General features: G+C 72.4%; 13 protein-coding genes and 1 pseudogene. 7 read left to right on the plus strand and 7 right to left on the minus strand.

Features of this window, described 5'->3' with window-relative positions:
* Positions 1–6 precede the first annotated feature (6 nt).
* Positions 7–2,028 (minus strand): HelD family protein, encoded by a 2,022-nt coding sequence (locus HNR40_RS34245; RefSeq protein ID WP_184968786.1) that lies wholly within the window; start codon positions 2,026–2,028, stop codon positions 7–9.
* Positions 2,029–2,076: 48 nt separating this feature from the next.
* Between HNR40_RS34245 and HNR40_RS34250 the strand changes: the two genes are divergently transcribed.
* Entirely contained in the window at positions 2,077–2,697 is a 621-nt protein-coding gene (locus HNR40_RS34250; RefSeq protein WP_184968788.1) for a TetR/AcrR family transcriptional regulator, read from the plus strand.
* Positions 2,698–2,724: 27 nt separating this feature from the next.
* Positions 2,725–3,315, plus strand: coding sequence for an NUDIX hydrolase (locus HNR40_RS34255; protein ID WP_184968789.1), 591 nt, complete (start codon positions 2,725–2,727; stop codon positions 3,313–3,315).
* A gap of 9 nt (positions 3,316–3,324) precedes the next feature.
* Here HNR40_RS34255 and HNR40_RS53775 read toward each other — a convergent pair whose 3' ends face one another.
* From HNR40_RS53775 to HNR40_RS34270, 4 genes are read right to left on the minus strand one after another with little or no spacing between them, the layout of a single operon-like run.
* Positions 3,325–3,819, minus strand: coding sequence for an aromatic-ring hydroxylase C-terminal domain-containing protein (locus HNR40_RS53775; protein ID WP_221341171.1), 495 nt, complete (start codon positions 3,817–3,819; stop codon positions 3,325–3,327).
* Positions 3,801–4,874, minus strand: coding sequence for an FAD-dependent monooxygenase (locus tag HNR40_RS34260; RefSeq protein WP_446685793.1), 1,074 nt, complete (start codon positions 4,872–4,874; stop codon positions 3,801–3,803). Before HNR40_RS34260 ends, HNR40_RS53775 begins: the two co-directional genes overlap by 19 nt.
* Before the next feature lie 16 nt (positions 4,875–4,890).
* The gene (locus tag HNR40_RS34265) at positions 4,891–5,508 is read right to left on the minus strand and encodes a TetR/AcrR family transcriptional regulator (RefSeq protein ID WP_184968791.1); all 618 of its coding nucleotides are present in this window, start codon (positions 5,506–5,508) and stop codon (positions 4,891–4,893) included.
* A gap of 56 nt (positions 5,509–5,564) precedes the next feature.
* A complete protein-coding gene (locus tag HNR40_RS34270; protein ID WP_184968793.1) occupies positions 5,565–9,686 on the minus strand; it encodes an nSTAND1 domain-containing NTPase in 4,122 nt (1,373 codons plus the stop codon).
* 167 nt (positions 9,687–9,853) lie between these two features.
* Here HNR40_RS34270 and HNR40_RS34275 point away from each other — a divergent pair, with 167 nt between their 5' ends.
* Positions 9,854–10,279, plus strand: coding sequence for a hypothetical protein (locus HNR40_RS34275; protein ID WP_184968795.1), 426 nt, complete (start codon positions 9,854–9,856; stop codon positions 10,277–10,279).
* Positions 10,280–10,696: 417 nt separating this feature from the next.
* Here the strand turns inward: HNR40_RS34275 and HNR40_RS34280 are convergent, their stop codons facing one another.
* Positions 10,697–11,347: a lysophospholipid acyltransferase family protein gene (locus tag HNR40_RS34280; protein ID WP_246509735.1), complete on the minus strand. Its 651-nt coding sequence runs from the start codon at positions 11,345–11,347 to the stop codon at positions 10,697–10,699.
* A gap of 422 nt (positions 11,348–11,769) precedes the next feature.
* Complete coding sequence (locus tag HNR40_RS34285) at positions 11,770–12,039, minus strand: helix-turn-helix transcriptional regulator (protein WP_184968797.1); 270 nt, start codon at positions 12,037–12,039, stop codon at positions 11,770–11,772.
* Between the two features lie 86 nt (positions 12,040–12,125).
* Here HNR40_RS34285 and map point away from each other — a divergent pair, with 86 nt between their 5' ends.
* The 4 genes and pseudogenes from map to HNR40_RS34305 all read left to right on the plus strand — a co-directional run bounded on the left by map (position 12,126) and on the right by HNR40_RS34305 (position 15,686).
* On the plus strand, positions 12,126–12,923 hold the full coding sequence (map, locus tag HNR40_RS34290) for a type I methionyl aminopeptidase (RefSeq protein ID WP_184968800.1): 798 nt from the start codon (positions 12,126–12,128) through the stop codon (positions 12,921–12,923).
* A 129-nt stretch (positions 12,924–13,052) separates the two neighbouring features.
* Positions 13,053–13,565: pseudogene (locus tag HNR40_RS57460) on the plus strand (maleylpyruvate isomerase family mycothiol-dependent enzyme); the annotation flags it as partial.
* A 119-nt stretch (positions 13,566–13,684) separates the two neighbouring features.
* A complete protein-coding gene (locus tag HNR40_RS34300) occupies positions 13,685–14,701 on the plus strand; it encodes a hypothetical protein (RefSeq protein ID WP_184968802.1) in 1,017 nt (338 codons plus the stop codon).
* A gap of 688 nt (positions 14,702–15,389) precedes the next feature.
* Positions 15,390–15,686 (plus strand): hypothetical protein, encoded by a 297-nt coding sequence (locus tag HNR40_RS34305; protein WP_246509736.1) that lies wholly within the window; start codon positions 15,390–15,392, stop codon positions 15,684–15,686.
* The last annotated feature ends 20 nt before the right edge of the window (positions 15,687–15,706 follow it).

Below are 15,706 nucleotides of genomic sequence, written 5' to 3' on the forward strand. Positions count from 1 at the left end.
TTCATCTCACACCGAACGCGCACGTCCTGTCGAGTCTGCGGTGATCAGCGGGCCGGGCAGCGGGCGGGCGTGCAGCACGTCCAGCCGGGAGACGGCCCGCGTCAGCGCCACGTAGAGCCGGTTGAGCCCGCGCGCCTCGGCCTCGGCGATCTCGGCGGGCTCTGCGACGATCACGTGGTCGTACTCCAGCCCCTTGGCCGCCGAGGCCGGCACCAGGCTGACCCGGCACGCCGGGTCGCCGCCGCTCCCCGGCTCGACGAGGGTGGCGTCCAGGCCGGCGTCCCACAGCGCCGCGCGCAGCCCGTCCACGGCCGGGTCGGCGGCGATCACCCCGATCGAGCCCTCCAGCTCCAGCGCCCGCCGCACCGCGGCCACGACCGCTCCCGGCAGGTCGGCGGCCTCCCGTACGCTCAGCGCGCCGTCGCGGCGGAACGAGCGGGTCGCGGGCACGTCGGCCTCCAGCGCCGCCAGCAGCCGGTTGGCCAGCTCCACCACCGCGGCCGGGACGCGGAAGCCGGTGGTGAGCTCGACCGTGCGCGCGTCAGGCTTGCCGAGCGCGGCGAGCTGCGCGGCCCACGCGCGCGCCGCCCACGGCGTGGTGGCCTGGGCCAGGTCGCCGAGGACGGTCAGCGAGCCGTGCTCGCTGCGCCGGGCGATGGCGCGGCACTGCATCGGCGACAGGTCCTGCGCCTCGTCGACGATCACGTGCCCGAAGCCCGCCGGCCGCTCCAGCAGCCCGGCCAGCTCGTCCAGCAGCACCGCGTCGGCGGCCGACCAGCGGGCGCTCTTGTACGAGCGCGGCGGCCGCGCCCAGGTGATCGCCTCGATCTCGTGCTCCTCCAGGACGCCGCCGGCCGCCCGCGCCGGATCGGTGAGCAGGTCGGCCAGCACCTGCTCGGGCTTGGGCGCCGGCCAGACCGCGTCCAGGAACGGCGTGACCTGCCGGCCCATCCGCTTCGTCCAGGCCGTGTTGATCAGGTGCCCGCGCAGCTCGGCCTGGCGGATGACGCGCTGAAGGATCCGCGAGCGCACACGTTCGCGCCCGGTCAGGTACGGCAGGCTCTCACGCCGCGTGTCGTCCACGATGCGCCGCAGCTCGTCCTCGTACACCCGCCACCGCGCCGCCCCGTCACTGACCACGACCGGCTCCACCGGCCGGGCGATCCGCCCGTACAGCGCCCGGCGCAGCACCTCGGCCATCCGCGCGTCGTGCTTGACCGCCGCCGCGGGCGCCGGGTCGGCGGCCCGGACCTCCGCGCCGCCCAGCAGCTCCTCCAGCGTCGTCTGCTCCACCTCAACCTCGCCCAGCGCGGGCAGCACGGCGGAGATGTAGCCGATGAAGGCCCGGTTGGGCCCCAGCACCAGCACGCCCGAGCGCTCCAGCCGCGCCCGGTGCGCATACAGCAGGTACGCCGCCCGGTGCAGCCCCACCGCCGTCTTCCCGGTGCCGGGCGCGCCCTGCACGCACACCGACTCGCCCACCTCCACCCGGACCAGGTCGTCCTGCTCGGGCTGGATGGTGGCCACGATGTCGCGCATCGGGCCCACGCGCGGCCGTTCGATCTCGGCGGTCAGGATCGCGCTGCCGCCCTGCTCGCCCCGCTCCAGGTCCTCGTCCTCGAACCCGGTCAGCCGCGGCCCCGACCAGCCGTAGCGGCGCCGGGTCGCCACGCCCTGCGGGTCGCGGGCGCCGGCCCGGTAGAAGGCGCGCGAGACCGGCGCCCGCCAGTCGATGACCAGCGGCACGCCGCCGTGCTCGCCGGGGATGTGGCGGCGGCCGATGTAGTAGGAGCGATCGCGGTGCTCGCCCCGGCCGAAGGCCAGCCGCCCGAAGAACGGCGGCCCGTCGGGCTCCTCGCTCAGCTCCTTGGCCAGGCTCTTCAGGTAGCGGCCCAGCCGTTCGGCGCTGTAGCGGTCGCCGGCCACGCTCTCGCCGATGATGACGTTCTCGCGCGCCCCCGCCAGCATGCGCCGCAGCCCCGCGCGGCACGTCTCGACGTAGTCACGCTCCTGGTCCAGCGCGCTCATCCAACTCCCTTAACTCGGTTAAGGTATTTACCAGGTTAACATGGTGGCATGACGGGACTACGCCAGCGCAAGCGGCAGCAGGTACACGAGGCGATCTCGGCCGCGGCCATCACGCTGTTCCTGGAGCGCGGCTTCGACGAGGTGTCCGTGGCCGAGGTGGCCGCCGCCGCCGACGTCTCCAAACCCACGCTCTTCAAGTACTTCGCCACCAAGGAGGACCTCGTCGTCCACCGCATCGCCGACCACCAGGGCGAGGCCGCCCGTGTCGTGCGCGCCGCCGGCGGCGACCCGCTGCCCGCCCTGCGGGCCCACTTCCTGGCGGGACTGGACCGCCGCGACCCCGTCACCGGACTCAACGACCACCCCGCCGTGCTCGCCTTCCACCGCATGGTCTTCGACACGCCCAGCCTGGCCGCCCGCGTGGCCGTCTACGTCGCCGCCGACGAGAGCGCCCTCGCCGACGCCCTGACCGCGCGCTACGACGAGCTGTCCGCGGCGCTGCTCGCCGCCCAGATGCTGGCCGCGCAGCGGGTGCTGGCCCGCCGCACGTGGCTGGAGCTCTCCCTCGGCCGGACCGCTCAGGTGGTTCACCCCGAGGCGGTGGCCGCCGCCGAACGCGCCTTCCACCAGCTCTCCCTCGCCTTCCCGGTACGGCCCGCCGCCCCCTGAGCCTGGGCGGGGTGAGATCCTGGGCCGGTGTTCGAGGCGTTCGAGGCTTTAGAGGCGAGGGTGCGGGCCAACCTGGACGGGTTCGAGCGCCGGGCGGCGCCGCCTGCCGAGGGGCTGCGCGGGGCGGCGGTCACGGTGTGCGTGCTGGAGGGGCGCGAGCCGTACCTGATCGTGATCAAGCGTGCGCCGCGCGGGCGGAACGCGGGGCAGTGGGCGCTGCCGGGCGGGCGGCTGGACGACGGCGAGGAGCCCGTGCGGGGCGCGCTGCGCGAGCTGGCCGAGGAGACCGGGATCACCGGGGTGCGGGTGGCGGGGCTGCTGGACGACTTCGTCACCGACTCCGGGTTCGTGATCACTCCGGTGGTGGCGTTCGGGGGCGATCAGCGGGCCGTTCCCGATCCGCGCGAGGTCGCCTCCGTGCACGAGGTGCCGCTGGAGCGGCTGCTGGCGCCCGGCGTGCCGCGCTGGCGCGGGCCCTTGCTGCAGATGCCGCTGGGACCCGCGATCCTCGTGCACGCGCCGACGGGGGCGATCCTGTGGCAGTTCGCCGAGGTCTGCCTGCGCGGCCGCGAACAACGTGTCTTCGACGTCGCCCAGCCCGCCTGGACCAGAAGATGACCCCCCCCCTCAGCCCGCGCGGCCCGCTACCGCGAGCGGCGCTCCGAACCAGCGTGACAGGGCCGCGTGAAGCTCCTCCCGCTCCTGGGCGTCCGGCCTTGGCGCGGCCGAGGCCCAGGCGACGTGGCAGTCGGGACGCAGCAGCAGGCCCGTCACGCCCGCCGCGCCCCGCAGACGGGCCTGGAGGGTGTCCACCCGGTCGTGCCAGTCCGCCGCCTCGTCGGCCGGCGTGCCGTCCTCGGTCAGGTCCAGCAGCAACGGCCGCCCGCCGGTGGTCAGCTCGGCCAGCCGGACCGGGCCGTCCGCGGTGTCCAGCTCAAGGTCCGGCGCCCAGCGGCCGGTCCAGGGGTGGGCGCCGGACCCGCCCATGGGGTAGCGCAGGTCGGCACCGGCCAGCGTGCCCGCGAGGTGCCGCACGGTACGGCTGTCGCCGAGCAGCTCCCCGAACAGCACCCGCAGCGCGCTCACCTCGCTGCCCGGGGCGATCACCCGGGCGGCGCCCACCCGAGGATCTCGGCGGCGAGCTTCCAGCCGAGGTTGACCGCGTCCTGCAGGCCCAGGTTGAGCCCGGCGCCGCCGATCGCGCTGTGCACGTGCGCGGCGTCGCCCAGAAGCAGGATCCGGCCCGCCCGGTACCGGTCGGCGATCCGGGTGTTGACGCCCACCTGCGCACGCCGGACGAACGGCCCGTCCCCGGCGGGCTCGCCGATCGGCAGGTCGGCGCCGAGCACCCGGCGCAGGCTGGCGCGCATCTCCTCCAGCGTCGGCGGCCGCTCCTCACCGGGCGGGTCGTCCGGCCACTCCATGGTCGTCAGCATCGGCGGCCGGCCGGGGAACGCCGCGTACGCCACCACCCCGCGCTCGGTGCGGTGGTGCGTGAGCGGCGGGATGTGGCCGTGGCCGGGGACGTTCAGCCCGCCGGTGGCCGGGTCGAGCATCGCCGAGGGCACCGTGGCGTGCATCACGCGGGTGATCGTGCCGTCCCTGGTCACCCCGGGGAAGCCGATCCCGCTCAGCTTGCGCGTCAGGCTGCGGCCGCCGTCGGCCCCGACCAGGTAGCGGGCGCGCAACCGGTAGCCGCCTGAGGGTCCGGTGACGTCGGCCGTGACCGCGTCGCCGTCCTGGGTCAGGCCGGTGATCTCGTGGCCGCGCCGGATCTCGACGCCGAGCTCGACGGCGCGTTCCTCCAGCACCTGCTCGATCCGCAGCTGCGGCACCGGCAGCAGGTAGATCGGGTTGTCCTCCAGCACGCTCAGGTCCAGGGGCATCGCCCCGAACACGAAGCCGGGCGCGGGCCGAGGCAGTTCCCCGGAGCCGGTCAGCCGCGCGTAGAGCCCGCGGCGTTCCAGCACCCGGACCACCTGGCCGACCAGGCCGTTGGCGCGGTTGTCGCGGCCGCGTTCCGGCAGCCGCTCCAGCACCAGCGGCCGGACCCCGGCCAGGCTGAGCTCGCAGGCCAGCATCAGCCCGTTCGGACCGGCCCCGGCGATGACGACATCGGCAGACATGGCTTTCCTCCTCGAAGGCATGACGGATCGACCGGTGGCACGGCCGGTCACTCGACGGTGTTGTCCTCTAGGGACGCGGGGCGGGCAGCCCGGCGGAGATCTGCTTGAGGGCGTCGGTCAGCAACGTGGTGACCGGGACGTGCGTACCGGGGCGCAGTGAGTGAGCCATGGCCACGTCCACGGCGGCCACCACCGCGGCGGCGACCAGCCGCGGATACATCTCCCCGGCCAGATCCGTCCCGGTACGGTCGGCGACCGCCGCGGCCAGCTCCACCTCGGCCTGCGCCCCCGCCTTGCGGACCTCGCCCCGCAGCGACGGCTCGGCGAACATGAGGCGCAGCCCGGACACCCACTGCCGCATGTCCACGTCCTGCGCGGTCCTGTCCAGTCCCAGCCCGAACCTGACCAGCGCCGCCCCGGTGATCGCCTCCCAGATCGGCTCGGCGGCCGGGCGGGACCGCAGCTCCGCCGCGATCTGCTCGATGCGCTCGCGGTGCCGGTAGGCGATCGCCTCGGCCTTGCCGGTGAAGTAGTTGTTGAACGTGCGCGGGGAGACGCCGGCCTCGGCGGCGATGTCCTCCACGCGCACCTCCTCCAGCCCCCGCTCCACGCACAGACGGATCGCCGCCCAGCTCAGCGCGATGCGCGTCTCTCGCTTCTTCCGCTCCCGCAGTCCTTCGCCCACGACTCCACCCTACACAAACTTGCCGAATCAGAAAAGATGCGCAATCAGCAAATTTTTCACGCAGGACAGGGCGGCCGGAACGCGACGCCTGTCACGTGCTTGCGCCACTCCGGCTCGGTGATCGTGTCCCCCGACTCCCGGCACAGCCTCGCCGTGATCCGCGCCGGATCCACCTCCCACAGCCGCACGTCGCCTCCGGCACTGGCCAGCATGCCGCCGTCCGCGCTGAAGGCCAGCTCCGTGTAGCTCTCGCCCGGACTGTTGACCGCGACCCGCAGCACCGGCACCGCCGGGTCGGCGATGTCCCACAGCCACAGCTGGCCTGCCCCGGTCCCCACCGCCAGCATGCCGTCGCGCGGGTCGAAGGCCACCGCGAACACCCGCCCGTCCGGCCCGGTCAGCGGCTCACCCGCGAGCACGGGCCCGGCCGCGCCGTCCAGCCGCCACAGCCGGATCGTCCCCGACGCGTTGCCCGCCGCCAGCAGCCCGCCGCCGTGGCTGAAGGCGACCGAACGCACGTCGTCGCCCATCGAGGTCAGCAGCGACGTCGCCCGCCCAGGCGCGGCCGGATCACGCACGTCCCACAGCGCCACCACGCCGCCCTGCGTCGCCGCCGCCAGCCGCCGCCCGTCCGGGCTGAACGCGACCGCGAAGACCTGCCCCGAACCCGGGTTCAGCGTGGCCAGCGCCCGCCACGTGCGCGCGTCCCACAGCCGCACCGTGCCGTCGTCACTGCCCGCCGCCAGCAGCCCGCCGTCGGGACTGAAGGCCACACCCTGCACGAGCGCCGCCGGGCCGAGCAGCGTCGCGCCGCGCACCGGCCGTCGCGGGTCGGTGATGTCCCACAGCAGTACGGCGTTGCCGAGCCGCGTGCCACCCGCCAGCGTGCGACCGTCCGGGCTGATCGCCACCGTGCTGCCCATCCGGTCGTACGGCGGGGGCGCGGTCAGCGGCGGGCTCACCGGCGACGGACGGCGACCGGCGACGTCCCACAGCGTGATGTCACCCGCGGCGGCGGCCAGCAGGGTGGAACCGCCGCGGAAGGCGACGTTGTCGATCGGGTGCTCGCTCGCCTTGATCACCGGTCCGGGAAGGTCCCAGACGCGGGCCACGCCGTCGGCGCCGCCGGTGACGACGAGGCGGTCGCCGTCCCTGAACTGCACGGCCGTCACCGGCTCCGGGTGCGGCAGCAGACCGACCACGCGCCCCGTGGCCACCTCCCACACACGCGCGCTGTTGTCGGCGCTGCCGACCCCGAGCAGGCGGCCGTCGGAACTGAACGAGACCACGTTCACCCACACGCTCACCTCGGCGACCAGCGGCCGCCCGAACGGTGCCGGCCGGTCCGGGCGGGTCGTGTCCCACAGCCGCACCGAGCCGTCGTTGCTGCCGACCGCGACCAGCGTGCCGTGGTAGGCGAGGGCGTTGACCCGGCTGGGCAACGGCAGCGGTGGACCGGCGGGGCGGACGGCGTTCAGATCGCCGACGTCCCAGAGCTGCAGCGACCCAGCGGTGTCGGTCCCGCTCCCCACCGCCAGCACCCGCCCATCCGCCCGAAACGCCAACGCCCGCACCGCGCTCTCCGCGCTCTCCGCGTGTCTTGCGCCCTCTGTGCCCTCCGCGTCTTTCACGGTCTTGGCGGGGCTCTGGCCTTCTGCCGGGGTGGAGGCGGTGAGTGGGGGAGTGAGGGTGGAGGTGCGGAGGTCCCAGAGACGGATCGTGCCGTCGCGGCTGCCGATCGCCAGTGTCTGGCCGGTGGGGCTGAAGTCGAGGGCGTAGACGGTGTCGGCGGGGCCGCTGATCGGGGTGCCCAGTGACTTCGCGTGTGCCGGGTCGGACACGTCCCACAGGCGGACGGTGCGGTCCTTGCCGCCCGTGGCCAGGATGCGGCCGTCCGGGCTGAAGGAGACCGCGTAGATCGAGCTGGTATGCCCGGTGAGCGGCGGGCCGAGCCGTACCGGATGGCGGGGGTCGGACAGGTCCCACAGCAGGACGCCGCTGTCGGTCACGGCCGCGCCCGCGGCGGCCAGCAGCCGCCCGGACGGTGAGGCGGCCACCGCCTGCAGCGCCCGGCTCGGGCGGACCATGCGGGTGACCGCGGGCGCGCCCGCCGCCTCCACCAGGCCTGAACGCGCCTCGACCGTCGGCGCGAGCTGGTAGGCGGCCACCGCGAGCTGGGCGGCGAGCACGGGGTCGGTGCCGCGAAGGCGGGCCGCCGTCATCGTCATGGTCCGCGAGATCGCCATGTCCCGCGCCTGGTCGGCCTCCACTCTCTTCCACTGCGAGTACGCGGCCAGCCCGCCCGCCAGCACGGCGAGCACGGTCAGGGCGGCGAGCAGCTGGTAGAGGTGGCGGTTCCTGCGCCGGTGCTGCTGGAGGCTGACGTCGAGGAACTGGCGCTCCAGTGGGTTCAGCTCGGCGTGGTGCACCGGGTCGGCGGTCCACTCCCGGGCCGCCTCCAGCCGTCCGCCGCGGTAGAGCGCGCCGGGGTCGCGTTCGGCCGCCTCCCACGACTGGGCGGCCTGGGTGAGCTGGCGCAGCACGCGCAGTCCGGCCCGGTCGGCGTCGATCCACGAGCGCAGCCTCGGCCACGCCGACAGCAGGGTCTCGTGGCTGATCTGCACGGTGTCGGCGTCCACGGTCAGCAGGCGGCGCCGTACGAACTGGTCCAAAACCGGCCACGCCTCCCCGGCCAGCTCGCCCCGGGTGACCCGGCGGCGGGTGTCGGCGGTGTCGTTACCGATGTGGGTCAGCCGCAGGAACGCCTGCCGGGCCAGCTCCTGCTCGGCGGGCGTCAGCTCGGCGTAGACGGACTCGGCCGTGGCCGCCACCGCTCCCTGCAGGCCGCCGCTGGCCCGGTAATGCTCGACGGTCATGCGGCGGCCGCGGGAGTTCTCCCAGGTGGCGAGCAGGGTGTGCGACAGCAGCGGGAGCGTGCCCGCCTCGTGCGGGGCGATCTCGCGCAGCAGCAGCTCGACCAGCCCGGTGTCGATGTCGAGGCGGGCCCGGCGGGCCGGACCCTCGATGGCCTGCCGCAGCTGGCTCTCACTCATGGGCCCCACCACGAGCTGACGCGTCTGCAGCGCGCCCGCCAGCGCCGGGTACCGCAGGGCGTGCGGATAGAAGTCCGCCCGCATGCCCACCACGACCGGGGCCGCCTCGGCCAGCTCGGTGAGCTCGCCGATGAAGCGCAGCCGTTCGCCGTCCGTGAGGGCCGCGGTGAAGATCTCCTCGAACTGGTCGACGATCACCACCCCGTCGGTCGCCCGCGGGTACGGGCTCTCGCCGGGATTGAGCAGCACCCACGACGGCAGGGCCGGGATCAGCCCGGCACGCAACAACGACGACTTACCCGACCCGGACGGCCCCACCACCATCGTCAGCCCCGGCGACACCTGGTCGACCAGCCGCCTGGTCAGCTCCTGCCGCCCGAAGAACCAGCCGGCGTCCTCGGGCCGGAAACACTCCAGTCCCCGGTACGGCGGCGCCTGGTCGGCCGAGCGGCGACCCGGCGCCCGCCGTACCCGCAGCAGTGCCCGCACCCATCGCTCACGCTGGCCCGGGTCGGTGACGCCGCAGGTGAGCAGGACCTTCTCGTACTGATCGGCCTGCGAGGCCAGCGGCACGTTCGCCCCGCGAAACCACCCGCCCAGCGTGCCGTAGGGCACATCGACGGCCTTGCCCAGCTCCCTGATCGTCTTTCGCGCGGTGTTACGCAGAAGCGTCAGCTCCCGAGCCAGATCCTCACGGGTGGCTACCCGGTCGGGGTCGGGTTCCTCGCGGGCGATGTCCGGGCCGGGGTCCTCGCGCGTGCTGCGCGGGTCCGGGTCGGGTACCTCGCGCGGGGTGCGCCGGTGGGGGCTGGGTTCGTCGCGGGCGGTGACCCGGTCGGGGACAGGATCCTCACGGGATGTGACTGGGTCCGGGGCCCCTCGGGAGGTGTCTTGGTCCGGGGCAGGATCCTCGCGGGATGCGTTCCGGTGGGGGTTGGGTTGGTCGCGGGCGGCGACCCGGTCCGGGTTGGGTTCCTTCGGGGAGGTGTCCCGGTCGGGGTTGGGGCTCTCGCGGGAGGCGTTCCGGCGGGGACTGGGTTCCTCGCGGGTGGTGTCCCGGTCCGGGTTGGGGTCCTTGGGGGTGGTGTCCCGGTTGGGGTCGGGACGATCTAAGCCATCGGGCATGCCATCCTCCGCGAACCTGGCGCGACATCGCACCCATAGTGGCGGAGCGGCGGGCCTTTTGTGCGGCCTTGTGCGGAGAATTCGTGGCCCGTTGCCGCTCACCCTGGAGATCCCTTTCGCTGGCCTCGATCGGTAGCTCACACCTGCTCGACAGCACGGGGAGAGACATGCGCAAACGCATCAAGCGGACCCTGGTCGTGCTCGCGACGACGCTCGCGACGGCCGCGGCCCTGTTCACCGCGAACCCGGCGCCGGCCAGCGCCGACCCTTGGGGGTGGCGCTGGTGCGCCCCCAGTTACGTGATCCTCGACTGCGTGGTCAACCAGGCCGGCTCGCAGTCCGGCGCCATCGAACCGCACAACCCGGAGGGGTGGCTCTACGTCCGCTACGCCGCGGTGAACGTCGCGTCGTGCTACCTGCACTTCTGGTACACGGACCGGACCACGGGCTCCGAGCGCTACTTCGGGGGTAGATGGGCGTTCCCGATCTCCCGCTCCACCAAGATCACCGGGCTGAACCCGTCGCGGTACTACGACGTGCGGGTCTCGGCGGTCAACTGCACGGCTTACGTCCGGGTCCAGAACTACACCTAGCACGCGGGGGCCGGCCGGGGCGGGAAATCCCGCTCCGGCCGTTCGCTATGCGGACCTGTGCCGGTTGTCACGGGGCTGCGGGGTTACGTGGGTTTGACGGCGCCGCAGGTCCACTTGGGCCGTTACGGCGGTGCGTTTGTCCGACGTGAGAAGCGACCCCCACGATCGGCGTCGGCGCACGGCGGCGGGTGGGGGTGGGGTGGCTTGCCGTAGCGGATGGGCGGCGTGACGAAGAGCTACCACAACGGGACAGCGCCGTAGCGGATGGGCGGCGTGACGAAGAGCTACCACAACGGGACAGCGCCGTAACGGATGGGCGGCGTGACGAAGAGCTACCACAACGGGACAGCGCCGTAACGGATGGGCGCCGTAGCGGATGGGCGGGGTGAACGGGGGATATGAGAACGAGACGGCCGTCTACGAGGCGGCTTTGAGGCTGGCGGCGTATTGGGCCACATACTCCTGGCCGGAGAGTTTCTGGATGGCGGACATGATGTCGTCGGTCACGCGGCGGCGGTCGCGGGCGCTCTTGTAGTCGCCCTCGAAGCGCATCGGCTCGCCGATCGTGATCCCGATCTTGGCTGGGCGCGGGACCTTGGCCCCGACCGGCATGACCTTGTCGGTGCCGGACAGCGCCACCGGCAGCACCGGCTTGCCCGTCTTGAGCGCCAGCCACGCCACGCCGATCTTGCCCCGGTATAGGCGGCCGTCGGGGGAGCGGGTGCCCTCGGGGTGGATGCCGAACAGTTCGCCGCTCTCCAGGAGTTCGGCGGCGGCGTCGAGCATGGCCTGCGCGGCGTGGGCGCTGTCACGGTCGGTGGGCAGGCTGCCGCCGAGGCGCATGAACCACTGGGAGACCGGGTTGCCGGAGAAGTACTCGCTCTTGGCGGCGAAGGTCACGTGGCGGGGCAGCAGCGCGGGCAGCAGGAAGGAGTCGATCATCGACAGGTGGTTGGCGGCCAGGATGGCACCGCCGGTCCTGGGGACGTTCGACCCACCCGAGATGTGCGGGCGGCACATGACGTTCGCGAGGGGGGTGGCGGCGAACTTGACCACTTGGTACAGCAACAGGTCTCCTGAATCGATCTCGCTCCGGCGCACCCCACCATAAAGCAGGCGCCCCACTCGATGTGCAATATCGATTCGCGTGCGAAATCGTCTCCTGATCTGCGCCGGAGCGCGGCCGGCCGCATGCTGCAACGTTGATCATTCCGCGAATATTCCGAAACGACGTCTTGTGGATCATGCTTCTCAGGCTCTCGTGCCGGTCGGGGGCGTGCGTCAGCCTGCTGAGGCTCGCCGCCGCCGTACTGGATGGGTTCCAGCCGCTTCGGCTCCCGGCGGTCCGCGCATCTGCCCGGCCGGAAGTCGCGGAACCGCTTCGCCGGCCACGGTGCTGAGCAGCCATTCGCCCCCGGGTGCCTAATCCAGGGAGCCGAATCTTCCCCAGGGATGTCGCCATCGTGACCGGCGACGTTGGAGGTCCGGGGCTACGAGACGGCTTCCAGCGGTAGGTGGTTGCCGCGCCAGGTGGCCGCCAGTTCCTGCACCGGCAGGTTGAGTGCCTCGCCGAGGCGGACGATGGTGCCGAATCCGGGGGACGGCAGCCGGCCGGTCTCGATCTTGCGCAGGGTTTCCGGCGAGATGCCCGCCGCGTGCGCGACTTCCGCCAGGTCGCGTTCCGCTCGCGCGCGACGCAACAGGGTGCCGAGACGTCTGCCGGCTTCGATCTGCTCGGGTGTGAGCGGTTGGCGGACCATGCCCCCAGCATAGGGTTGGTATTACTATACCGGCAAGTGTTAGGGTTGCGGTATAACTATACCAACCCCTGTGACGCGAGGTTTTCGTGATCGAACTGAAGACGCCTGCGGAGATCCAGCGCATGCATGTGGCCGGGCGTTTCGTCGCCGAGGTGCTCTCCGAGGTCGGCCGCCGTGCTGAGGTGGGCGTCAACCTGCTGGACCTGGAACGCCACGTGCGCGGCATGATCAAACGGCGCGGGGCGGATTCGTGCTACTGGGACTACGCGCCGTCCTTCGGGCGCGGCCCGTTCCGCAACGTCATCTGCCTGTCGGTCAACGACGCCGTCCTGCACGGCCTGCCCCACGACTACACGCTGCGCGACGGGGACGTGCTCAGCGCCGACCTCGCGGTCGGCATCGATGGCTGGGTGGCCGATTCGGCGCGTACGTTCGTCGTCGGCACCCCTGCTGAGGAGGACCTGCGGATCATCCGCGCCACCGAGGCGGCGTTGGAGGCGGCGATCGAGGCGGCACGGCCGGGCAACCGCCTGGGTGACATCTCGGCGGCCGTCTGGGCGGTGGCCCGCGAGCACGGCTATCCGGTCAACACCGAGTTCGGCGGCCACGGCATCGGCCGTACCATGCACGAGGAGATCCACGTTCCCAACAAGGGCCGGGCGGGCCGCGGCCTGATACTCCGGCCGGGGCTGACGCTCGCGCTCGAACCCTGGTTCGCGCGTACGACGGATCGGATCGTCTACGACGCCGACGGCTGGACCATCCGCTCGGCCGACGGCTCCCGCACGGCCCACTCCGAGCACACGATCGCCATCACCGACGACGGCCCCTTGGTGCTCACCCGGCGCGAACTGGAGACCCCCGAACCGCGGGCAAAGGTGTGACCGGCAACCTTAGGTGACACCGATGTTGAACTACGGCCTTGACCTGTCCGCCGTGAAGCGCGAACAGGCTCTGCCCGACCTGGTGGCCGAAGGAGATGAGCTGGACGCCCTGGATCTGCGGAAACCGACTGGTCCCAGCCCACACCCGCGGCGGGCTGGACGATCGCCCACCAGATCGCTCATCTCGCCGCGGCCGATGCGAACGTTCTCATCGCCCTGCGGACACCGGAGGCGTTCGACGCCGTGCTGAAGCAGGTGGAAGCGGCAGGCAGCCAACACGCCGACCTTGAGGCCGCCGCAGGGCTCCGTGACGTGCCGTTCGATCATGGATTTCCCTGGTACGGCGCGCAGTTGACCGCGGAGCTCATGGTGCCTCTTCGGCTGATGGAGACCTGGGCCCACGGCCAGGACGTTCTCGACGCCTTGGGTGTCCCGCACCGCCCGACGGCCCGGCTCCGGCATGTGGCCTCACGGGGAGTGGTAGGACGAGACCTGTCCTTCTACGCCGCCCAGCTGCCTCCTCCGGCGGAGCCGTTCCGCGTCGAACTGACCGGGGTCCCGAGCCGAGACCGACCTCACCGCAGTCGGCGAGGACGCCCAGAAATGGCTCGACATCGCCCGCGTTTTCCTCTGATGCGGTAGGTACGCCCCTCGTCGTAGCCGCACTACCACCGCCGGATGCCTTCCCCGGTGCGACGACGCGCCGGGGGCCGGCGGCGAGGATCGAGGCTCCACTCGCACGATCGTGAGGAGCTTCAGGGATGTCTTCCCTTGTCCGCCATATCAGTCCTGTCCGTCCGGAGCGGGCCCGCGGCCTGGTCGCCGAGGTGTACGCGCAGGTGAACAGGGAGTTCAGCAGCATCGGCCCCGCGGTGATGATGTTGTCACGCTCGGAGGAACTGATGGCGGCCGGCTGGTCGCTGATGCGGGAGGCACAGCTGGCCGGGGCGGCCCCGATGCTCGACAAGGCCGTGGCCGCCCTGGGCACGGCGCTGGCCAACGGCCTGCCGTACGAGATCGAGACGCTTGTGGTCGTGGTGCGGCGGCTGGGGGCGGGCGCGCTCGCCGACGCCGTCGAGCGTGGTGAGGATCCGGCCGATGAACGGCTCGGCGCGCTGCTCACCTGGGCTTCGTCCACCGGCGTACGCGAGCCGGGCGAGCCCCCGTTCACCGGCCAGACAGCCGCCGAACTAGTCGGCACGGTCCTTTTCACCCATTTCATCAACCGGGTGGCCGCGGCGATGCTGCCCCCGGGCCTGACCCCAGGCACGCTGGACCCCGAGGACCCGCCGGCGTTCGAGGACGCGCCCGTGCTGCGCGACCACACCGGGGACCTCAAGCCAGGCGCCACCCTGGCGCTGCTCGACGGCCTTCCTTCTCTGGAGGAACCCGCCTGGGCCGAGGGCACCCCGATCGGCGCCGCGTACGCCGCGCTGACGGCGGTCGCGGGCCAGGGCGCCGCGCTGCTCTCCCCGGCGGCGTCGGACATCGTGACCGCGACAATCACCGCCCACCGCGGCCGGCGCGTACCTGCCGGTGCGTGGCTGGATGAGGCCCTGGGCCCGCTGGAGGGCGGTGGCCGGGCGGGCGCGAAGGTCGCCATCCTGGCCGGTCTGGCCCCCGACGCCCTCACCGACGCGGACGTCGCGGAATGGCGGGCCAGTGAGCGCCGCCTCAGCGACCACTGCACCACCCACCTGCTGGCCTATGGCGTGATCAGCGCCGTCGAAGCCATCGAGACCGACATCGCCGCCGCGCTGCAGCCATCAGCGTCCTAAGGCCTCTTCGCCCCGGACCCCACGAAAACAGGCGCCCCACTCAAGGTGGGGCGCCTGCTAGGACGTTAAGGCCGCTGTGGCGGTCGCCTCCTCGGCGAGAGGCACAACACGGCTCCAGCCGAACGGTATTCCGTGAAGGCGGTAATTTGCGGCCCGGGGGACACTAACCACAGCGGCCACTCGACTCTAACCGACTTCCGGCACCCTGTATTCCAAGCGGTGCCAAGTGCTGGTCACGTTCTGGCCGGTGCCGGCGGAGAATTCGCAGCTCATCGGACTTCCCCGGCCGTCCAGGAAACCTTCAGGTCCCGAACCGGCGCGAACCCGCCTCAGGCGGCCCTACCCCGACAACCACCAGGCCGAGGAAGGACTGGGAACGTCTGCTCAACCTGAGCCGCCGCTCCGGGATCCTGATCCACTTCACGACCCACCATCGCACCTGGCGGAAAATGAACGGCCAGATGAACGCGAGACACGGACATGCAGGCTGAATCGGCCTCCCTGGGGAGGTTGTCCGGCAGCGTTCGGCATTCGGTCGTTAGATGAACACGGCGGATGAGCGCCGGGCCCCGGCAGTGTTCCGTGCGGGCGCCTCGCAGACGGCCAAGACATGCCCAAATGCCCCGCATCGGCGGATCCGCGTCCCTCGGTGCGGGTAGTACCCCCGTGCACACGCACAGGGGGACACATGATCGGCACACTGCACAAGATGGGCATCAAGTCATCGCTCATGTACACGGCGGGCTTCGCCTCCATCGGGGCCTCGATGGCGTCGTGGCTGGTGTCCAAGAACGCCGAGGCCGCCGGCATCGACCGGGCCGACCGCTGGGGCATCTTCATCGGGCAATGGGCCCCGACCTTCTTCGCCCTCGGACTCGCCCTGCGCATGGAGGAGAGGCGCGACGAGGTCGACATCAGCCCGGAGGTGGACGACCTTGACACCCGCTCAGCGGGTCGCGGCCGCCGGGAACACGCCACGCTGTAGCTCCTGCCGCCTGCCGGGTG

The organism is Nonomuraea endophytica, from assembly GCF_014203235.1.
Classification (GTDB): Bacteria; Actinomycetota; Actinomycetes; order Streptosporangiales; family Streptosporangiaceae; genus Nonomuraea; species Nonomuraea endophytica.